At 51.0% G+C, this 18,788-nt stretch carries 18 protein-coding genes; 6 read left to right on the top strand and 12 right to left on the bottom strand.

Features of this window, described 5'->3' with window-relative positions:
- Positions 1 to 154 precede the first annotated feature (154 nt).
- Positions 155 to 901, bottom strand: coding sequence for a thiol:disulfide interchange protein DsbG (gene dsbG, locus NNN64_RS20525; protein WP_271442582.1), 747 nt, complete (start codon positions 899 to 901; stop codon positions 155 to 157).
- Positions 902 to 1,275: 374 nt separating this feature from the next.
- Here dsbG and ahpC point away from each other — a divergent pair, with 374 nt between their 5' ends.
- Both ahpC and ahpF read left to right on the top strand, forming a co-directional pair.
- Positions 1,276 to 1,839 carry an alkyl hydroperoxide reductase subunit C gene (ahpC, locus tag NNN64_RS20530; protein WP_002894394.1) on the top strand — a complete coding sequence of 188 codons (564 nt, stop codon included), beginning with the start codon at positions 1,276 to 1,278 and terminating at the stop codon, positions 1,837 to 1,839.
- 154 nt (positions 1,840 to 1,993) lie between these two features.
- Complete coding sequence (gene ahpF, locus NNN64_RS20535) at positions 1,994 to 3,559, top strand: alkyl hydroperoxide reductase subunit F (protein WP_271442583.1); 1,566 nt, start codon at positions 1,994 to 1,996, stop codon at positions 3,557 to 3,559.
- Positions 3,560 to 3,681: 122 nt separating this feature from the next.
- Here ahpF and uspG read toward each other — a convergent pair whose 3' ends face one another.
- Both uspG and rnk read right to left on the bottom strand, forming a co-directional pair.
- The gene (gene uspG, locus NNN64_RS20540) at positions 3,682 to 4,110 is read right to left on the bottom strand and encodes a universal stress protein UspG (RefSeq protein ID WP_005120854.1); all 429 of its coding nucleotides are present in this window, start codon (positions 4,108 to 4,110) and stop codon (positions 3,682 to 3,684) included.
- 196 nt (positions 4,111 to 4,306) lie between these two features.
- Positions 4,307 to 4,717, bottom strand: a complete 411-nt coding sequence (rnk, locus tag NNN64_RS20545) for a nucleoside diphosphate kinase regulator (protein WP_005120853.1) — start codon at positions 4,715 to 4,717, stop codon at positions 4,307 to 4,309.
- Positions 4,718 to 4,990: 273 nt separating this feature from the next.
- On the opposite strand from rnk, the gene NNN64_RS20550 reads away from it, so the two are divergent.
- Complete coding sequence (locus NNN64_RS20550; protein WP_271442584.1) at positions 4,991 to 5,821, top strand: alpha/beta fold hydrolase; 831 nt, start codon at positions 4,991 to 4,993, stop codon at positions 5,819 to 5,821.
- 96 nt (positions 5,822 to 5,917) lie between these two features.
- Positions 5,918 to 6,541, top strand: coding sequence for a flavin reductase family protein (locus NNN64_RS20555; RefSeq protein ID WP_271442585.1), 624 nt, complete (start codon positions 5,918 to 5,920; stop codon positions 6,539 to 6,541).
- 41 nt (positions 6,542 to 6,582) lie between these two features.
- Here the strand turns inward: NNN64_RS20555 and rna are convergent, their stop codons facing one another.
- The 8 genes from rna to citC all read right to left on the bottom strand — a co-directional run bounded on the left by rna (position 6,583) and on the right by citC (position 14,250).
- Positions 6,583 to 7,389: a ribonuclease I gene (gene rna, locus NNN64_RS20560; RefSeq protein ID WP_271442586.1), complete on the bottom strand. Its 807-nt coding sequence runs from the start codon at positions 7,387 to 7,389 to the stop codon at positions 6,583 to 6,585.
- A 123-nt stretch (positions 7,390 to 7,512) separates the two neighbouring features.
- On the bottom strand, positions 7,513 to 8,976 hold the full coding sequence (gene citT / locus NNN64_RS20565; protein WP_003831271.1) for a citrate/succinate antiporter CitT: 1,464 nt from the start codon (positions 8,974 to 8,976) through the stop codon (positions 7,513 to 7,515).
- Positions 8,977 to 9,001: 25 nt separating this feature from the next.
- Complete coding sequence (citG, locus tag NNN64_RS20570) at positions 9,002 to 9,907, bottom strand: triphosphoribosyl-dephospho-CoA synthase CitG (protein WP_271442587.1); 906 nt, start codon at positions 9,905 to 9,907, stop codon at positions 9,002 to 9,004.
- Complete coding sequence (gene citX / locus NNN64_RS20575) at positions 9,876 to 10,430, bottom strand: citrate lyase holo-[acyl-carrier protein] synthase (RefSeq protein ID WP_271442588.1); 555 nt, start codon at positions 10,428 to 10,430, stop codon at positions 9,876 to 9,878. Before citX ends, citG begins: the two co-directional genes overlap by 32 nt.
- A gap of 3 nt (positions 10,431 to 10,433) precedes the next feature.
- A complete protein-coding gene (gene citF / locus NNN64_RS20580) occupies positions 10,434 to 11,966 on the bottom strand; it encodes a citrate lyase subunit alpha (RefSeq protein ID WP_040232565.1) in 1,533 nt (510 codons plus the stop codon).
- A gap of 9 nt (positions 11,967 to 11,975) precedes the next feature.
- Positions 11,976 to 12,884 carry an aldolase/citrate lyase family protein gene (locus tag NNN64_RS20585; protein ID WP_137384520.1) on the bottom strand — a complete coding sequence of 303 codons (909 nt, stop codon included), beginning with the start codon at positions 12,882 to 12,884 and terminating at the stop codon, positions 11,976 to 11,978.
- Positions 12,881 to 13,177 carry a citrate lyase acyl carrier protein gene (gene citD / locus NNN64_RS20590; protein ID WP_005120843.1) on the bottom strand — a complete coding sequence of 99 codons (297 nt, stop codon included), beginning with the start codon at positions 13,175 to 13,177 and terminating at the stop codon, positions 12,881 to 12,883. Before citD ends, NNN64_RS20585 begins: the two co-directional genes overlap by 4 nt.
- Complete coding sequence (citC, locus tag NNN64_RS20595) at positions 13,174 to 14,250, bottom strand: [citrate (pro-3S)-lyase] ligase (protein WP_137384519.1); 1,077 nt, start codon at positions 14,248 to 14,250, stop codon at positions 13,174 to 13,176. Before citC ends, citD begins: the two co-directional genes overlap by 4 nt.
- 389 nt (positions 14,251 to 14,639) lie before the next feature.
- Here citC and dpiB point away from each other — a divergent pair, with 389 nt between their 5' ends.
- The gene (gene dpiB, locus NNN64_RS20600; protein ID WP_271442589.1) at positions 14,640 to 16,301 is read left to right on the top strand and encodes a sensor histidine kinase DpiB; all 1,662 of its coding nucleotides are present in this window, start codon (positions 14,640 to 14,642) and stop codon (positions 16,299 to 16,301) included.
- Positions 16,270 to 16,950 (top strand): two-component response regulator DpiA, encoded by a 681-nt coding sequence (gene dpiA, locus NNN64_RS20605; RefSeq protein WP_271442590.1) that lies wholly within the window; start codon positions 16,270 to 16,272, stop codon positions 16,948 to 16,950. Before dpiB ends, dpiA begins: the two co-directional genes overlap by 32 nt.
- Before the next feature lie 149 nt (positions 16,951 to 17,099).
- Here dpiA and dcuC read toward each other — a convergent pair whose 3' ends face one another.
- A complete protein-coding gene (gene dcuC, locus NNN64_RS20610; protein WP_137384517.1) occupies positions 17,100 to 18,482 on the bottom strand; it encodes an anaerobic C4-dicarboxylate transporter DcuC in 1,383 nt (460 codons plus the stop codon).
- Positions 18,483 to 18,788 lie beyond the last annotated feature (306 nt).

Consider the following 18,788-nt stretch of genomic DNA (forward strand, 5'->3'; position numbering starts at 1 on the left):
ACATATACATATAAAACTTAATGAATGGTTTAATAATACTAAAATAGCACAGGTAGGGTTATTTTTGCGGTAAAAAGTGCTAATGCGTTGATTGATATGGAAAGAAGATTGATTGATATGAAGATGATATCAATCAATCATTCGTTGCGTATATCTATTTGGCTCCCATAATAATATCCAGCTTCTCTTTATCGGGCAAACCAACTGCCTGTTGCAGTGTATTATCTTTGCTCATGTAATAAATGGCGGGTGTGACGTTGGCACCTAAATCGTCCATTAATTTTTGGTTGATATTCAGCGTCTTCATCTGCTCGGCAGGTGGCGTTGCTGACATTGTCAGCTTCATTTTACCGCCGGAAGCTTCATAGTCGTGCCAGGTTTTAGCGGGATCCTTGCTTGCCAGAATGGCCGCAGCGGTTGCCGGACTTTCGGGCTTAATCACGCCGACCAACAGCGTGCGTAATTGAACTTTGCCGGACTCAACCCACGGACGTGCCTGTTGCCAGAATTGTTTGCAGTATGGGCAGAATGGATCGGCAAACACATACACAATAACCGGAGCGTCTTTTTTGCCGTCCAGAATCCACGACGCTTTTTCCATTCGTTGCCACATCTCGCGCCCGGCAGGTGCATAGATTTCTTTTTCTATCAGCGCATTGCTCAGGTTTTCACCTTTCTCGTTATACATGTAGCCGGAGATCGCATGTTTTCCATCAGGCGTGACATAGATAGTGACCCCCATGTCCTGGTATTTGCCCAGGTACCCTTTCATACCACCAGGGGCGTCGAACGGCTTCAAAATCGTAATGCCCTGTTTCTCAATCGCTTTAACAGGGGCAGGAAGCTCTTCAGCGTGGACGACAGCAGGGAGCAGAGCTAAGAGTAATGTACGTTTAAACATTGATTTTCCTTATAAAATTAGAAGGAAAGGGAGTTAAGTTGCAAAACCTATCGCAGCCATAGGTAAGATCGACAGTCTGTCGATTGCCCTTTCGGTAGTTGGGTGATGTAATCCCAATCGCTGTTACGACCTTGGTTAAGGTAATGTAGAGCGCAACACATAGCCAGTTCTGCTGGCACTGAAGTTACTTGCGGGTAACTCGGGTAATGAGGCTCCCTGCAAAGGGAGCCTTTTTTACTTTTAGAATAGGGTTTACAAAATGCGGTTGAGTCGGTTGTTAGTTAACGCTTATTGATTTGATAAAGGAAACGCATTAGCCCTTATCAATGATTTTCGTTAACTTATCCCTCAACGAAAACACGGAGGAAGTACAGATGTCTTTGATTAATACCAAAATTAAACCTTTCAAAAACCAGGCGTTCAAAAACGGTGAGTTCATCGAAGTAACCGAGAAAGATACCGAAGGTCGTTGGAGTGTCTTCTTCTTCTACCCGGCTGATTTTACTTTCGTATGTCCGACCGAACTGGGTGACGTTGCTGACCACTACGAAGAACTGCAGAAACTGGGTGTGGACGTTTACTCTGTTTCTACCGACACTCACTTTACTCACAAAGCATGGCACAGCAGCTCTGAAACCATCGCGAAAATCAAATATGCGATGATCGGCGACCCGACTGGCGCCCTGACCCGTAACTTCGACAACATGCGTGAAGATGAAGGTCTGGCTGACCGTGCAACATTCGTCGTTGACCCGCAAGGTATCATCCAGGCAATCGAAGTTACCGCTGAAGGTATCGGCCGTGATGCGTCTGACCTGCTGCGCAAAATTAAAGCTGCACAGTATGTCGCTTCCCACCCTGGCGAAGTTTGCCCGGCTAAGTGGAAAGAAGGCGAAGCCACTCTGGCTCCGTCCCTGGACCTGGTTGGTAAGATTTAAGTCGCATAATTTGTAGGCCGGATAAACGTAGTGCATCCGGCATTCCACAGGCGCAAATTCGCGCCTGTTTCATTCCAGCACCATGACGCAAGTTGCATTGATGCAGCCCCGCGAATTCGGCTTGCATGATGATGTTTTCAGAGAGGGAAGAATAATGCTCGACACAAATATGAAAACCCAACTCAAGGCTTATCTTGAGAAACTGACCAAACCTGTTGAGCTGATTGCTACGCTGGATGACAGCGCTAAATCGGCAGAAATCAAGGAACTGCTGACTGAAATTGCTGAACTGTCAGAAAAAGTCACCTTTAAAGAAGACAATACTCTGGCCGTACGTAAGCCATCGTTCCTGATCACCAATCCGGGTTCTTACCAGGGGCCACGTTTTGCCGGCTCTCCACTGGGCCATGAGTTTACCTCTCTGGTTCTGGCGCTGTTGTGGACAGGTGGCCATCCGTCGAAAGAGACACAGTCACTGCTGGAGCAGATCCGCGACCTCGACGGGGATTTTGAGTTCGAAACCTATTATTCACTGTCCTGCCATAACTGCCCGGATGTGGTGCAAGCGCTGAACCTGATGTCCGTGCTGAACCCGCGAATCAAGCATACGGCGATTGATGGCGGTACATTCCAGAACGAAATTACCGACCGTAACGTCATGGGCGTCCCGGCGGTCTATATGAACGGTAAAGAGTTTGGTCAGGGCCGTATGACGCTGACTGAAATCGTAGCGAAAGTTGATACTGGCGCAGAAAAACGCGCAGCGGAAGAATTGAATCAGCGTGATGCTTACGATGTGCTGATCGTCGGTTCGGGTCCTGCCGGGGCAGCAGCTGCGGTGTACTCTGCACGTAAAGGTATTCGCACCGGTTTGATGGGTGAACGCTTTGGCGGTCAGGTTCTTGATACCGTTGATATCGAAAACTACATCTCTGTACCGAAAACCGAAGGCCAGAAACTGGCTGGCGCACTGAAAGCACACGTTGATGATTACGATGTGGATGTTATTGATAGCCAGAGTGCGAGCAAGCTGGTTCCGGCAGCACAGGAAGGTGGTTTGCATCAGATTGAAACGGCATCCGGCGCGGTGTTGAAAGCACGCAGCATCATCATTGCTACCGGCGCAAAATGGCGCAACATGAACGTGCCAGGTGAAGATCAGTACCGCACCAAGGGCGTAACCTACTGTCCGCACTGTGATGGCCCGCTGTTTAAAGGCAAGCGCGTCGCGGTGATTGGTGGCGGTAACTCGGGGGTTGAAGCGGCTATCGATCTGGCGGGTATCGTCGAGCACGTGACGTTGCTGGAATTTGCCCCGGAAATGAAGGCCGATCAGGTTCTGCAGAATAAAGTCCGCAGTCTGAAAAACGTCGACATTATTCTGAATGCGCAAACCACAGAAGTGAAAGGCGACGGCAGTAAAGTCACCGGTCTGGAGTATCGTGACCGCGTCAGCGGTGATATCCACAATGTGGAACTGGCGGGTATCTTTGTGCAGATTGGCCTGTTGCCGAATACGAACTGGCTGGAAGGCGCCGTTGAGCGTAACCGCATGGGTGAAATCATCATTGATGCCAAGTGCGAGACCAGCGTGAAGGGTGTTTTTGCTGCGGGGGATTGTACAACCGTACCGTACAAGCAGATCATCATCGCGACTGGCGAGGGCGCGAAAGCGTCTCTGAGCTCTTTTGATTATTTGATTCGCACCACAACCGTATAAGAAAGTAAGACTCACCTGCAAAAGAAGCGAAATGCCCGATAGCACAAGCATATCGGGCCTACAAATGGGATTTCATCGGTTTGTAGGAAGAAGAGGCTACCGGAAGGTAGCCTCTTTTTTTATTAGCGAACGACCAGCACCGGTAAGGTGGCGTGGCGGACAACGCTTGAGGCGTTAGATCCGAGCAGATGGGTGCTAATTGATGGGTTACGCGACCCAATGACCACCACATCTGCATTCAACTCTTCACCCAATTCGTTTACCACATCACGCACGCTACCAAAGCGAACGTGCTGCTTAATGCGGGAAGGATCGATACTGAAGTGACCGACCATCGTTTGCAGACGGGTTTCCGCTTCGTGTTGCAGATGCTCTTCAAAACGACGAACGTCAGCGGCAAAACGGTGCAGACTCAGACTGGCAGAACCCGGGAGCACATGCAGCAGATGGATAACCCCTTTATCTTGTGCCAGAAATTCTGCATGGCGAACAGCCTTGTCGCTCAGTTCCATTTCGAATACATCAACAGGCATTATGATTGTGTTGTACATAAACATTCTCCTTGTCATTACATGAACACATAACAGCATAGTATTAAAAATGATTCTGTCAGTCACGACACAGATTTATGTTTTGCGAACAGGAGAAAAGGAAGTGCAGCAACTGAAAGAAAGCAGAGGTTGAAGCGGAAAGAGGATGCGGATGCATCCCCTGTAAGATAAAGCGAGTCGCTTTGATAAGACAGAGTTAGCGCAGGTAGTCGCCTGCAGCTTCAGGCTGGTACTCAAGCTCGATGACTTCGAGGTGGGTCGATGTACCGCCCGGTAATTCCCAATGGATCGTATCGCCAACGCGCAGACCCAGAAGCGCTGCACCGACGGGTGCCATTACCGAAAGCTGTGTACTGCTGTCAGTCATATTGGCCGGATATACCAGGGTACGTACACGCACTTCGCCATCGCTCAGATTGCGGAATTTCACGCGGCTGTTCATGGTCACCACGTCGTGCGGCATGGTTTCCGGGGAACACATTTGGGCGCGATCCAGTTCAGCGTTTAATGCGTCCGCTATCGGTAAACCAGCAAACGCAGGTTGCTCCAACAGGCGGTCAATGCGTTCCGCATCGAGGTCGTTAATGATAATAGTTGGTCTGGACATTTATTACTCCATGTCGTCGATACTGCGGATGCGCAGGTAAATAATCCCAAAAGAAAACCCTCACCGTCAGGCGGCAAGGGTTTAGCTTTTATGATGATACTGAGACTTACCCCTGGTTTGAAGTGATTTAGTTCACATTCAGGCAAATCATCAATATTGCTGCAGATGAAGGGGGTGGCAAAAAACGTGATCGTTCTCAAATTTGCATTATGCTTTTTAAGCGCTCGCTGCGGGCGCACCACGACAACTCAGTGTTCCTCGACAGGAGATCTCATGAGCCAGTACGACAAACTTACCTTAAAAGATGGCAGCTATTTGCATTTCAAAGACTGGGGAAGCGGCCAGCCCATTGTGTTCAGCCATGGTTGGCCGCTGACCGCAGATGCGTTTGAAGATCAGATGCTGTTTCTCGGGTCGAAAGGATTTCGTGTGATAGCCCATGACAGACGAGGGCATGGGCGTTCGGCCCAACCCTGGGATGGCAATAATATGGATCAGTATGCTGACGATTTGGCCGAACTTACCGCGCACCTCAATCTCAAAGATGCTGTGCATGTCGGGCACTCTACCGGCGGTGGCGAAGTTGCTCGTTACATTGGCCGCCATGGGACGCAGAGGGTAGCAAAAGCGGTACTCATTGGTGCGGTAACCCCCATCATGATTAAAACCGACTTTAACCCGAATGGTGTGCCGAGGGAGGTGTTCGATAGCATTCGTGAAGGCGTTGTGAACGATCGTGCCGCCTTTTTCTATGAGTTGACGGCCGCATTCTATGGCTACAATCGACAGGGTGCAAAGGAATCGAGGGCTGTCCGTGAAAGTTTTGTTGAGCAGGGCTTACAAGGATCAATTAAAGCATTGTACGACTGTATACATGCTTTCTCGGAAACAGACTTGCGTGAAGATCTCAAAAAAATGACCATTCCGACGCTGGTGATTCATGGTGATGACGATCAGATTGTCCCGTTTGAAACCTGCGGTAAGGTCGCGGCAGAAATCCTACCAGATGCACAGTTGAAGGTGTATGCCGGAGGATCTCACGGTATTTGCACCACCCATAAACATCAGATCAACGCCGATCTACTCGGCTTTATTCAGTCGTAATCGTTCGTGGATTGTTCTACGCTGATCCTCTTCCGTAAGGGGGATGAGCGAAGCATAATTTATGCTTAGCAGAGGCTAACTTCACCAGAGAAAACTATGTATTTCTATCAACCGTCACAGGGACACGGGCTGCCACATGATCCGCTCAATGCCATTATTGGGCCGCGCCCTATTGGGTGGATTGCGTCGAGTGACAGTAACGGTCGGCATAATCTGGCACCGTACAGTTTTTTTAACTGTTTTAACTATCATCCGCCGATTATCGGTTTTGCCAGCAGCGGCTGGAAAGACAGCGTGCGGAATATTATCGAAACAGGTGAGTTTGTCTGGAACCTGACTACCCTTGAGTTGGCCAGCGCGATGAACGAAACGTCGGCCAGTCTGCCGCACGGCGAGGATGAGTTCTTTGCCGCAGGGCTTTGCAAAGCCGAAAGTCGGTTAGTTAATGTGCCACGCGTGGCACAAAGTCCCGTCAATTTTGAGTGTCGTTTATCTCAGAGTCTGCAATTGACGACCGCAGATGGCACCCCTGTTGAAACCTGGCTGATATTGGGTGAGGTGGTCGGTATCCACATTGATGAATCGCTGCTGGAAGAGGGCATCTACCAGACGGCGAAAGCGCACCCGGTACTGCGTGCAGGTGGGCCAAGTGCGTATTATTCAATTGATGAATCACATCGCTTTGATCTGGTGCGTCCGGATGCGCGTCCAAAACGTTAAGCCGTCAGACCGACGCCGGGTGTGCGCGTCGGTCTCCCTGCTTAGTATCCTGTTTTGTCGATAATAAACTGTTTACCGCAGTTGCCCGGATGCGGTTGCGGCAGGAATGAACGGGATGATAAAGGTTGGTTGATGGCATCGGCTTTCAATGAAAACTGGATCTCCGTCAGATAAGCGGGGTTGCCGTGACAACTTAGCTTCACTGCTTTGATATTTTCTTTGCCCCAGTTTTTAGCGAATGCGGCGTCAAATGCGCTACGGCTAACCGTTTTGCCGTAGTTATCCGCCAGAAACTTGCCCGTCTCGCTACTCTTAATCTCATTGTTCAACCGCACCATGGTGCCGAAGTACGCGTCGGGATCAAAACCAAAACAGGCGCCATGTTTGGCATATTCATAACGTTCCAGACAGGATGTTCCGCCAGCACCGGGCATGACGGCGCTTAACTTCGCCGCACTCTCCAGTGACAGACCGGTTTGTGGTGCGGCGCATTTCCGGCTGGCGCGAGCTTCAGGCAGGTTGGGAATAGGGCGCGTTGCACAGCCAAAACGCATCCAACGACGATTATCGACACCGCGGGCAGCAATTGAGTTTGGCAGGCTGGGCCACAGGCCGTGAACCGTCAGAAAATCTGCTTTATTGTCAGTCTCTTTTTGCAGACGACATTCGTCAGGCTCCTGACGATTACGCTCATGCTGACTCTGACAAAAACCGGTTTGCCAGGAGAGAGCCAGCACGTAGCTGTCAAAATCGCCGTACTGTTTGGCCTGAAGTTCATCGGCCTGAGTCGCAGAAACCGGCAGCAGAAGCGCTGCCAGTAAAGGAAAAGAACGCCATGTTGATGTCATGATGAATTCGGACACTTATATAAATTCTGAATATCATCTATTTAATCATAAAAAATGCCAGTCAGGTTTAGCTGACTGGCATCATTTTAACTCTGTGTTTTGACTATGTGTAAAGCGCGCGGATTAGCTCCACATTGCCAGAATCGGCCAGCCGACCAGCAGAAGCATAGCGATGTAGATAACGCCGAAGATAGCACCCAGACGCCAGTAGTCTTTGGACTTCACATAACCACAACCGTAGATGATAACACCCGGGCCAGTGGCATACGGAGTCAGACAGCCCATGATACCGATGGACAGTACCAGCAGGATACACAGGTGTTCCATCGGCACGCCCGGGATACCTTTACCAACCGCCAGAATAACCGGCAGCATGGTGGCGGTGTGCGCAGAAAGGCTGGCAAACAGGTAGTGAGCAAAGTAGAACACCAGTACCAGAACGATTACTGTCGCGTTAGGCGAGAACCCTTCCAGATGCGTGCTCATGGTGTTGGCAAACCAGTCGATGAAACCAGAACGGGTTAAACCGTTGGCCATTACCACCAGCGTGGCAAGGTTGACCAGGGTGTTCCATGCGCTGTTATAGCGAGTAATGTCTTTCCACGGTACAACATGCAGAGCCAGCATCAGGGAGACCGCCAGCAGACCCACTGCGGTAGCGTCAATCAGCTTGCCGCCAAATACCCACAGGCCAAGGCTGAGCAGTACCAGACCGATCAGCGTTATCTCTTTACGGGTCAGTTTACCCATGCCTTTCAGTTCATCACCGGCCCATGCTGCAACTTCAGCACTGTGGGTGACTTCCGGTTTGTACAGCACGTAAGACAGCCACGGAGCAACGATCAGCAAAATAATACCGACCGGCAGGAAGCTGAGGAACCACTGCAACCAGCTGATTTGAATGCCAGCGATTTTGTTAACGAATTCCAGACCCAGTACGTTTGGCGCAGCGCCGGTAACGAACATAGAGGAGCTCAGGCTGGTACTGATAACCATCATCCACATCAGATATCCGCCGATACGGCGTGCGGAAGGATCGTTAGGGAAGGATTTGAACAGCGGCGGCAGGTTTTTGATAACCGGGAACACTGTACCACCGGTACGCGCGGTGTTGGACGGTGTAAACGGTGCCAGCAGGATGTCGATAATAACAATCGCATAGCCTAGTGTCAGGGTACGTTTACCCATGAATTTCACCAGGAACAGCGCGATACGACGACCCAGACCGGTGACTTCATAACCCAGTGCGAAAATAAACGCACCGAACACCAACCACACGGTGGTGCTGGAGAAGCCTGCCAGACCCCACTTCAGCGCTTGCTTACCCGCTTTAAACGCCGGGTCGGCCAGTTCGGAAGCATCAAACAGCAGGTAGTTGCTGCCAATAACGCAGATCGTGACGGCGATAAAGCTGATCGCTGTTGCCGGGATTGGCTCGAGGATCATACCGACGATCATTGCCACAAATACGGCAAAGTAGTGCCAGGCCTGTGGAGGCATTCCATCAGGAACGGGGATAAGAAACATGACGCCCATTACGACCAATGGGGCCAGTAACTTCCATATTTTATCTTTTGCTAAAGACATGTGTGTGATTCTCCGGAAAGGATCTTTAATTGTGATAATGATGAACTTGCGAAATCTGAGCTAAGAACCAGGTGACGATCAGCAGATCGGCGCAGCCTCCAGGACTGAGGTTGCGTTCGATGCACTGTTGGTCGAACTGGCGTAGGTAATGGAGATCGGCAGGGGTACGAATTCCCCCTTGCTGCAATAATGTGGTTGCCTGCTGTTGTATCCACCGCAGACCCTCAGCGCCGCCACGTGAAGCCACGTTGGTGTCGCCATTGATAGACATCAGCAGCAATAATGTGTCGAGTAACGCCAGTTCAGGGTCGCGGCCCTGAGTCAGCAGTGCGCGGTAGTGCGGCAGGGCATGTTGGATGACGAGCGGATATCCCGCTTCGGCTTCGCCCCGTGCGCCGGTTAATCCCAGTTGCTGATAAAGACGTTGGCCAGCCGTGAGTTGTTGATTGTTCTGGCGCAGTTCGCGCTCGGTCAGGCCTCGGCAAAATGTTGCTGCCGTAGAGCAAATGGTTTCAGCGGTAACAGTCAGTTGGAGCTGGTGCAGGCGGCCAATGGCGGCACACAGCAGTCCCAGAGAAAAGATGCTGCCTTTATGGGTGTTCACCCCGGCGGTGGCGCGAAACATATCGGCTTCGCAGGCCATACCCAGCGGACGCAGTCCTTTCAGTACATCTTCAGGTGACAACTGCGCGCTGAATGCGCCGTATTCGATAAAACGTGGCAGCCAGGCCTGGATAGCCTCTGCGCTGCGATGAAAATCTTCCAGCGCCATATCTTTATGTGCGCCGTTATTAATGCGATCCACCAGCCCAGGCTTGGGCGATAAGTTGACTTCAGTCAGCATGGCGCGCCAGGCAAGTGTTGCGTAGGCGTCGGGCAGATCCAGTGGAAGGACAGCGTTATTCGTCGATGTTGCGGGAATCGGCATCATGCAGCAGTGCCTCCATTTGAATGAGTAAGTCGGAAAGCGCGTGGGTTTTACCCCGCGCGCATTCGGCAGCGCTTTGCTCGCACAACAGACAGCGGCGGGCAGGAAGCGCGAAATGACGGCGGGACAGGATTTCTCCTTCAGGGGTCAGGACATCGATGTCCCATAACCGTCCCAGCGGATGTGAATGCTCAAGCTCGATAGTGGCGAGCTTGAGGTCATGGGCTGACGCCTCGATGGACAACAGACCTTCCGGACCGCTGGCGGAGACCAGCGAAGTTTGCTCCCTGACAATCCAGGATGATTGTTTCGCCAGCGTAAGCAAGGCGATGACGCCGTGATTAAAGATGCGACGGGTTAATTCGCTGTCTTTGATCGGGCCTGGCGCTACCACGGTAAAAGAGACCAATGGCGCGTGATGACGCGCGAGCCAGGCATTTTGCCTCGCTTGTCTCTCATCACGGCTGGCGAGCAGCTCGGGAATGGAAACTGCGTGGCAAGTGGCGTGTTCAGGGAGCAGGTGCATGGCTTATTCCTTCACCTGATGCACAACGTCGATCACTGAACCATCGCGGTAACGCACTACGGCAATGACGCGGTCGGTGAATTCGATTGCGCGTGGCTGGCCGGTAAGTTGCTGTGCACGTTCGCGCAACCATTCAATGGAAACAACTTTCATGCCAGCTTCTTGCAGACGTTCCGCCAGCTCAGGGCGTGCAGGGTTAACGGCGATACCGTGGTCAGTGACCAGGATATCAACGCTGGAACCCGGGGTTACGCAGGTCAGGACGTTATCAACCAGCGTCGGGATGCGCCCACGAACCAGCGGTGCGACGATGATGGAAAGCGCTGCGGCAACCGCTGTATCACAGTGGCCACCGGATGCGCCGCGCAGTACGCCGTCAGAACCGGTCAGTACGTTAACGTTGAAGTTGGTATCCACTTCAAGCGCGCTCAGCACCACGACATCCAGACGATCGACAGAGGCGCCTTTTGAGCCCCAGTTGGCATACTGGTTAGCACTGATTTCAATGTGATTTGGATTGCGTGCCAGAGATTCTGCCGCATTACGGTCGAAGCTCTGTACATCCAGCAGTTTGCGGATTAAGCCTTTCTCATGCAGGTCAACGATGGTGGCAGTGATGCCGCCCAGCGCAAAGTCAGCACGGATGTCGCGGCTGCGCATTTTGTCTTCCAGGAAGCGGGTAACGGCCAGAGACGCGCCGCCGGTTCCTGTCTGCAATGAAAAACCTTCTTTGAAGTAGCCGGAGTTAGCAATAACGTCTGCTGCGCTGCGGGCGATCAGCAATTCGCGCGGGTTGGTGGTCATGCGAGTGGCATCAGCACCAATTTTGTCAGCATCACCGACCTGGTCGATTTGTACAATCAGATCTACCTGATCCTGGGTAATGCTGGCGGGATTATGCGGGTAGGTCAGCAGCTGTTCGGTCAGCAGGACAACCTGTTTTGCGTTTTCAGCATCGACACGAGCGTAGCCCAGCGAGCCACAACAGGCTTTACCTGTGTAACCGTTGGCGTTACCAAACGGGTCACAGGACGGCACGCCGAGGAAGGCGACATCAATGTTGAGCTCGCCGCTTTGTACCAGGTGTACACGACCACCGTGAGAGTGGACCTGAACAGGTTCAGCCAACAGACCGCGAGAGATCTCTTCTGCCAGCGGGCCACGCAGACCAGAAGTATAAATACGGCTGACGACACCCTGACGAATGTGTTCAACTAGCGGCGCATGGCAGTCGCTCAGGGAGCTGGAAGCCAGCGTCAGGTTTTTAAAGCCCATTGCAGCGATGGTATCCATCACCAGGTTGATCGTCAGATCACCGCCACGGAAAGCGTGGTGGAAGGAGATGGTCATGCCATCCTGTAAACCTGAACGGCGAATGGCCTCTTCCAGGTTAGCGCACAGCTTTTTGTTGCGCGGTTTTTGCGCCTGCAATTCAACTTTTGCGGTGCTCTGATAAGCGGAAAGCTCGCTTTCTGCATGACGGCTCCAGGTCGCCACGCGATCCTGTCGTTGAGACTGTTCGATTTTCTGCGTCATTTTTTTGCCTTATTCTTCGCGAATGCCGGAAAGTTCTGCACGGGAGATAACCAGAAGGGCGCGCTCGATAACCGGGCTGTCGACCATCTTGCCGTTCAGTGAAACTACGCCACGGCCTTCACGGGCGGCGGCTTCAGCGGCTTCTACCACCAGACGTGCGTGAGCCAGCTCTTTGCGCGTCGGGGCATACAGGTTGTGCAGGAGTTCAATCTGACGCGGGTTGATGAGCGACTTACCATCAAAACCCAGTTGCTTGATGTGTGCGGCTTCGTGCAGGAAACCCGCTTCGTTATTGGCATCGGAATAGACGGTATCGAATGCCTGAATGCCGGCGGAACGCGCAGCCTGCAGAATTGAGCAACGTGCAAACAGCAGTTCGGTACCTTCCGGGGAGCGTTCGGTACGCAGGTTACGTACGTAGTCTTCTGCGCCGAGAGCAATACCGATCAGACGCTCGGAAGCGTGGGCAATTTCTACCGCGCGGGTAATACCAAGTGGTGATTCGATAGCGGCTAACAGACCGGTGCTGCCGGGTTCACGACCACAGGCGTTTTCAATACGCAGGATTTCGCTTTCGATATCAGTGACATCCTGGGCGGTATCTGTTTTGGGTAAACGCACGATGTCAGCGCCACCGCGTACGACGGCTTCGAGGTCATTGATGCCCCATTCGGAGTCGAGGGCGTTCACGCGTACAATAGTTTCAACGTCGTGATACAGCGGATGCTGCAGCGCGTGATACACCATGCGGCGCGCGGTGTCTTTCTCACGCAGTGCGACGGAGTCTTCCAGGTCGAACATCAGCGCATCTGCCGGGTAGATGAATGAGTTGCTGACCATCGCGGCGTTAGCGCCTGGTACGAACAACATGCTGCGGCGTGTGCGGGATTTACGTTGTTGTAAAGAATCGGAAATCATTGGCAATCCTCCCATGGCAGTGCCGGAATGCCGCTGGCGCGAGCCAGTAATGCTTCCAGTCGCGCACGTAAAATGCAGTCCAGTGCGCCTTTATCATCAACATTTAATTGCACGCCGCGGACGTTATAGCGGGACAGAACGTCCAGAATGGTGGCCCTGATGGCATCACCGAACTGCTTTTCGACGCTACTGTTAACCTGCAGGTCAATATCCTGCGTATCGAGCGGGGCGATGCGGATCATCACATCACCGGACTCGAGAGTGCCTGCGACGGCTGCCTGGTTTATTTTCATTTTTCACCTGTTGCTAATGCGGGGGTATTTTGGCGGACTGTCGCAGCCGATGAGGTTCGCTCAACCATGCTTTGTAAGTAGTGCAGCGTGGCTTCGGGTACCAGGGATGCGATAGCCGTGAGATCTTTTTTAACCAGCAGCTTGCGTACCCAGGAGGCGGAAATCGGCATCTCCTGGAAACACAGCCGCTCAATTTCCACCAGTTCAATCGGCGGGGCGGGAAGTGTTGGGGTCTCCAGCCAGTAGCGCATATCGTTGTTGTACTGGGAGGTGACGGTGCAATACGGCTCAGTACCGACGAAACGGTGCGTAACGCCGAGTGCCGGGGCCAGATACTGACGGAAAATTTTCAGGTCTATTTCGGTGTAGCAGTGGTTAATAACGCTCTGCTCTTTAATGAAGTAGCACGGGAACGTGGCGCGAGAGATGATGTATTCCGAACCGCGGTGTACGGTTAAACGTGGAATATCTTTAGTCCCTTTGAGTACCAGGTCCAGTCGGTCTTCATACGGGAAACGCGAGGTATCTTCTTTCACCAAAAACAGATGCAGCCAGTCGCACTGTGCGGCGGCTTGTTGGATAAGAAAACGGTGCCCGTTGGTGAAGGGGTTGGCGTTCATCACGATACAGCCAATTTTTTTCCCTTCGCGGCGCTGTTTCGCCAGTGATTCAGCGTAACGTTTGAGGCGAGTGGTGCTGTTTTCCATCAACACCATAATGCCGGGCACGCTGGTCAGCGTCGAAAAACCGCACTGCTTAAACAGTGACTCATACTCGGTTTTGGTATAGATGAAGAGATGGGTGCAATGCCGCTCGTAGGCAAGGTTGATTAACTCAGTCGCCAGCGTCAGCGCTAAGCCTTCACCACGTACGGATTCACAGATAGCGACGCATTTGATGATATTGCCGGCGATACCGCCACAAGCGATCAAGCGGTCGTTACGGGTGACGGTGATAAATACTTCGACGGTGGTATCAACGCTCAAATCGTTCTCTTTCAGAAATTGAGCGATAACCGCCATCTTTTTATTTTCTGAGCGTTTAACTTGCGTGAATATATTATTACCGAACATAGTAAATAGAGCCCCGATGGTATATTTGTTACTGGGTTTCTGTTTTTGTTGCTCTGTTTAGCAACCTGATAACGTTTTGTTTGCAATTGAAGGGAATGTTTTTTTATTACGGAGTATTTCTTTTTTTCCCTGCTGCATACATCGTAAGGAGTATTTTGGAGGTAAATTTTGATTTATTTCACAATAAGTTAGATGGTTTTAATGTGTTTTATGGTTTTAAGTTTTTTAATTAATTTAACCCGGAAATAGCGTGTGGTTTTTATTTGTTTAATTGATTTAAGGTGGGGAATCTGTAACGATCCTATTTTAGGCCGTGACTTGTAAATAAAACATTTTTATTACAAATACAACGAAAAATAAGTTTCGGTTAACGTCGGTGAGGAAAAAACATGTCGGAAAAGAAAAATAAAACACGGTTTCCTTTTTTTCGCAGCCTGGCGTTTCCGTTGCGTATCTTTCTACTCATTCTGGTCGTTTCCGTTTTTATCATCGCGGCATTAGCACAATACTTTACCGCCAGCTTTGAAGATTATCTGGCAACGCATGTTCGTGATATGGCAATGAATCAGGCGAAAATTATCGCCTCGAACGACAGCATTATTACTGCTGTGAAGCACCGTGATTACAAGCGCCTGGCAACGATAGCGGATAAGTTGCAGAGCGGGACTGACTTTGACTATGTGGTTATCGGTGATACCCACTCGATCCGTCTTTATCACCCTAATCCGGATAAAATTGGCTACCCCATGCAGTTCACCAAACCCGGCGCACTGGAGAAAGGGGAAAGCTACTTTATTACCGGTAAAGGGTCTATCGGGATGGCGATGCGCGCCAAAACCCCTATCTTTGATGATGATGGTAAAATCATCGGTGTTGTCTCAATTGGCTACCTGATCAGTAAAATCGACAGCTGGCGCTCGGATTTCTTACTTCCGATGGCCGGGGTGTTCATTCTATTGTTACTGGTGCTTATGTTACTTTCCTGGTTTTTTGCCGCCCATATTCGACGCCAGATGTTGGGTATGGAACCCAAACAAATCGCGCGGGTAGTACGTCAGCAGGAGGCGCTGTTTAGCTCAGTGTACGAAGGCTTAATTGCTGTTGACCCTGAAGGGTGCATTACGGCGATAAACCGCAGTGCGAGAAAAATGCTGGGGCTCTCGTCGCCTGGACGTAAGTGGTTGGGTAAGCCGATTGCGGAAGTCGTTCAGCCAGCAGACTTTTTTACCCAGCAGATTGCGGAAAAGCGTCAGGATGCGATGGTTAACTTTAATGGGTTGAGTGTTATTGCTAACCGCGAGGCTATCCGCTCAGGTGATGAACTGCTCGGAGCTATCATCAGCTTTCGTAGCAAAGATGAAATTGCGACCCTGAATGCCCAGTTAACACAAATCAAACAGTATGTAGAAAGTCTGAGAACGCTACGTCATGAACACCTGAACTGGATGTCCACCATCAATGGTCTGCTGCAAATGAAAGAGTATGACCGGGTGCTGGCCATGGTTCAGGGAGAGTCGCAGGCGCAGCAGCAACTCATTGATAGTCTGCGCGGTGCTTTCGCCGATCGTCAGGTTGCAGGCCTGCTGTTTGGCAAGGTACAGCGTGCACGGGAACTGGGCCTCACAATGAGCATTGTCCCTGGCAGTCAACTGCATAAACTTCCTGAGGGGTTGGATAGCACAGAGTTTGCAGCAATTGTTGGCAATCTGCTTGATAATGCGTTTGAAGCCAGTTTGCGTACCCAGCAGGGTAATAAGGTCGTTGAACTCTATCTGAGTGATGAGGGCGATGAGGTGATCATTGAAGTCGCCGATCAAGGTTGTGGCGTACCGGAAGCATTGCGCGAAAAAATATTTGAACAGGGTGTGAGCACTCGTACCGATGAACCAGGCGAACATGGCATCGGTTTGTATCTGATTGCAAGTTATGTGAGGCGCTGTAATGGGGTGATTACGCTCGAAGATAACTCCCCCTGCGGTACCTTATTTTCTTTATTTCTTCCGAAAGTGAAAAAAAACAATGACGGAACCATTAACGCTGTTGATCGTTGAGGATGAAACGCTACTGGCGGAAATGCATGCTGAATATATCCGCCATATACCCGGTTTTAGCCAGATATGGCTGGCGGGTAATCTTGAGCAAGCAAGGATGATGATTGAGCGCTTCAAGCCTGGTCTGATTCTTCTGGATAACTACTTGCCGGATGGCAAGGGCATAACGCTGTTACACGAGCTGACTCAGGCACGCTACCCTGGCGGCGTGGTGTTTACCACGGCAGCCAGTGATATGGACACGGTCTCAGAAGCCGTACGCAGTGGGGCGTTTGATTATCTGGTTAAACCCATAGCCTACGAGCGACTGGGGCAGACGCTTACCCGGTATCAGCAACGCAGAAGAATGCTGGCCGGTAATGACAGTGCCAGCCAAAAACAGATTGATGAAATGTTTAATGCATATGCGCGCGGTGAGCCGAAAGGGGATTTGCCGACGGGGATCGACGCGCTAACGCTGAATGCGGTACTGAAGTTGTTTGCTGACCCGACGGTACATCATACTGCGGAAACGATCGCCCAGGCGCTTACCATCAGCCGTACAACATCCAGACGTTACCTGGAGTACTGTGCCAGCCGCCATTTGATCATTGCGGAGATTATTCACGGGAAGGTAGGTAGACCGCAGCGTATTTACCACGGCGGCTAATACACGTCATCCTTTAAGCTGCCTCTTTGTTGGCTGCGTGCAGAAACCCCAGTCACATAGTTATCTATGCTCCTGGGGATGTCTTCACTTGCCGCCGCGATGCAGCATAAATGATTTTGTGTATTAAGGTCAGGTATTGACAGGTATCGTTAACCGCCAATCAGGGCCGACGTTGCCGGTACCATCACTTCCGTGGCGATAATCACAATCAGCAGTCCGACCATCACCGGAACAGAAGTTCGTTTTACGACTTCAAACGGTGAAATCTTCGCCATCCCCGCAACAGCTACAACCACACCGGATACCGGGGAGATTGTGCGCCCGAGGTTTGACGCCTGCAGCATTGGGATCGAAAGATAGGCTGGGTTAATACCGGAAGAGTGCGCCAGTTTTGGGATCATCTCAACGAAGGCGTAGAAAGGCGCGTTACCGGAGCCCGTAGTCATTGCGGCCAGCATGGTCAGAATCACCAGAACCAGCATCAGAATAATACTTGCAGAACCAAATGAGGTGGCGATAGAGATCAGACTCTGAATAAAGCCAATGGTGCTCAGACCCTGAGCAAATACACCGGCTGCAACTAACAGCATGACGACGTTAGCAAAGGCATCTGCCATTCCACGGTAGGCGACTTCCAGACCTGAGAAAACCTTCTGGGTGTTGAATCCGCGGATGAACTCCAGCACTGCGGCAATAAGCATGCACAGCACCAGAATCGTGATGATGTGCAGTTGCGGGCCCCATTTGCCATCAAAAATCAGTACACCGACGATCGGGGTAAACGGCAGAATGGCGTAAAACGAGGGGGCTGTGGTGGTGATTTCTGCCACATCTAACATTTCGTGAGAGATGTTCTCTTTTTTATCCAGATAGCGCTGCCAGAAGTAATGGGCAATCGCCATACCAATAATGGCAGCAATGGAAATCGGCAGTGTGGTTTTAAACGCGAAGTCGATCAGTGGCATTTCCGCTGCTTTCGCAGCCAGCACGACATCCCCGGAAGTTGGAGAAAGAATGATTGCGGCAGGGGAGGCGCAAATGGCCGCCGCAGCACCACGACTGATCCCAACGTTAACCATGACCGGAAAGAGTGTCGCCATCAACAGCACGCCCAGCCCGGTTGCCGAAGAGACGGCCAGTGACATCAGGCAGGCAACAAAATAGGCGGCAATCATTAGCATGTAAGGCGAGTTGATATATTGCAGGGGTTTGGAGGCCAGCTTAACGACCATATCGTTCGCGCCAATATGCGTCATGTAGGCGGCAAAACCACACAGCATCATAATCATCATGCCGAGGTCGCCGCCGCGGCTCATCAGCAAAATTTTAATATATTCAACAATATCTGTCGCGGTGTAACCGGTACTTTCGGCACTGCCGGGCAGAACTTTGTGCCCCATCAGGGCGCTGATAATCAATAAAACCAGGCCCCCGACAAACAATACGCCGGTCGCGGAATAACCTTTAATGATGTAGCGAGCTACACCCACAATAACAACGACTCCAATAAGGAGTTCTATAAATGTCAACATTGTTTCCCCTGTCATATTGACGCCCAGAAAGTAAAAAAACTAAAAAAAGCATAAAGCGGTGTGAGAATGTGCCTAATAAACACCTGCTCCTTGCTGATTAAAATCAATAAAAATACGGATTCAACCGATGGTGCAGGCGTTTTTTCAACATAGCGGATGAAAAGGGAGTACCGCAATCAAAAACTGTGAAACACTCTGGTTTTATGTGTTGTTTTGCTTTGAAATGATGCATTGATGTTAATTAATTGTGATTTATTTTAGTGTTTGTGCGTAAAGGAAGCAGATTAATAGAAATAAGAATACGTG

Source organism: Citrobacter sp. Igbk 14, assembly GCF_028069825.1.
Classification (GTDB): domain Bacteria; phylum Pseudomonadota; class Gammaproteobacteria; order Enterobacterales; family Enterobacteriaceae; genus Citrobacter.

Coding starts and splice junctions, on each gene's coding strand:
- citF (WP_040232565.1), bottom strand. CDS start 11,966: ATGACGCAGAAAATCGAACAGTCTCAACGACAGGATCGCGTGGCGACC.
- citC (WP_137384519.1), bottom strand. CDS start 14,250: ATGTTCGGTAATAATATATTCACGCAAGTTAAACGCTCAGAAAATAAA.
- ahpC (WP_002894394.1), top strand. CDS start 1,276: ATGTCTTTGATTAATACCAAAATTAAACCTTTCAAAAACCAGGCGTTC.
- NNN64_RS20555 (WP_271442585.1), top strand. CDS start 5,918: ATGTATTTCTATCAACCGTCACAGGGACACGGGCTGCCACATGATCCG.
- dpiB (WP_271442589.1), top strand. CDS start 14,640: ATGTCGGAAAAGAAAAATAAAACACGGTTTCCTTTTTTTCGCAGCCTG.
- rnk (WP_005120853.1), bottom strand. CDS start 4,717: ATGTCCAGACCAACTATTATCATTAACGACCTCGATGCGGAACGCATT.
- citG (WP_271442587.1), bottom strand. CDS start 9,907: ATGATGCCGATTCCCGCAACATCGACGAATAACGCTGTCCTTCCACTG.
- dsbG (WP_271442582.1), bottom strand. CDS start 901: ATGTTTAAACGTACATTACTCTTAGCTCTGCTCCCTGCTGTCGTCCAC.
- citD (WP_005120843.1), bottom strand. CDS start 13,177: ATGAAAATAAACCAGGCAGCCGTCGCAGGCACTCTCGAGTCCGGTGAT.
- ahpF (WP_271442583.1), top strand. CDS start 1,994: ATGCTCGACACAAATATGAAAACCCAACTCAAGGCTTATCTTGAGAAA.
- NNN64_RS20550 (WP_271442584.1), top strand. CDS start 4,991: ATGAGCCAGTACGACAAACTTACCTTAAAAGATGGCAGCTATTTGCAT.
- citX (WP_271442588.1), bottom strand. CDS start 10,430: ATGCACCTGCTCCCTGAACACGCCACTTGCCACGCAGTTTCCATTCCC.
- citT (WP_003831271.1), bottom strand. CDS start 8,976: ATGTCTTTAGCAAAAGATAAAATATGGAAGTTACTGGCCCCATTGGTC.
- dpiA (WP_271442590.1), top strand. CDS start 16,270: ATGACGGAACCATTAACGCTGTTGATCGTTGAGGATGAAACGCTACTG.
- dcuC (WP_137384517.1), bottom strand. CDS start 18,482: ATGTTGACATTTATAGAACTCCTTATTGGAGTCGTTGTTATTGTGGGT.
- uspG (WP_005120854.1), bottom strand. CDS start 4,110: ATGTACAACACAATCATAATGCCTGTTGATGTATTCGAAATGGAACTG.
- rna (WP_271442586.1), bottom strand. CDS start 7,389: ATGACATCAACATGGCGTTCTTTTCCTTTACTGGCAGCGCTTCTGCTG.
- NNN64_RS20585 (WP_137384520.1), bottom strand. CDS start 12,884: ATGATTTCCGATTCTTTACAACAACGTAAATCCCGCACACGCCGCAGC.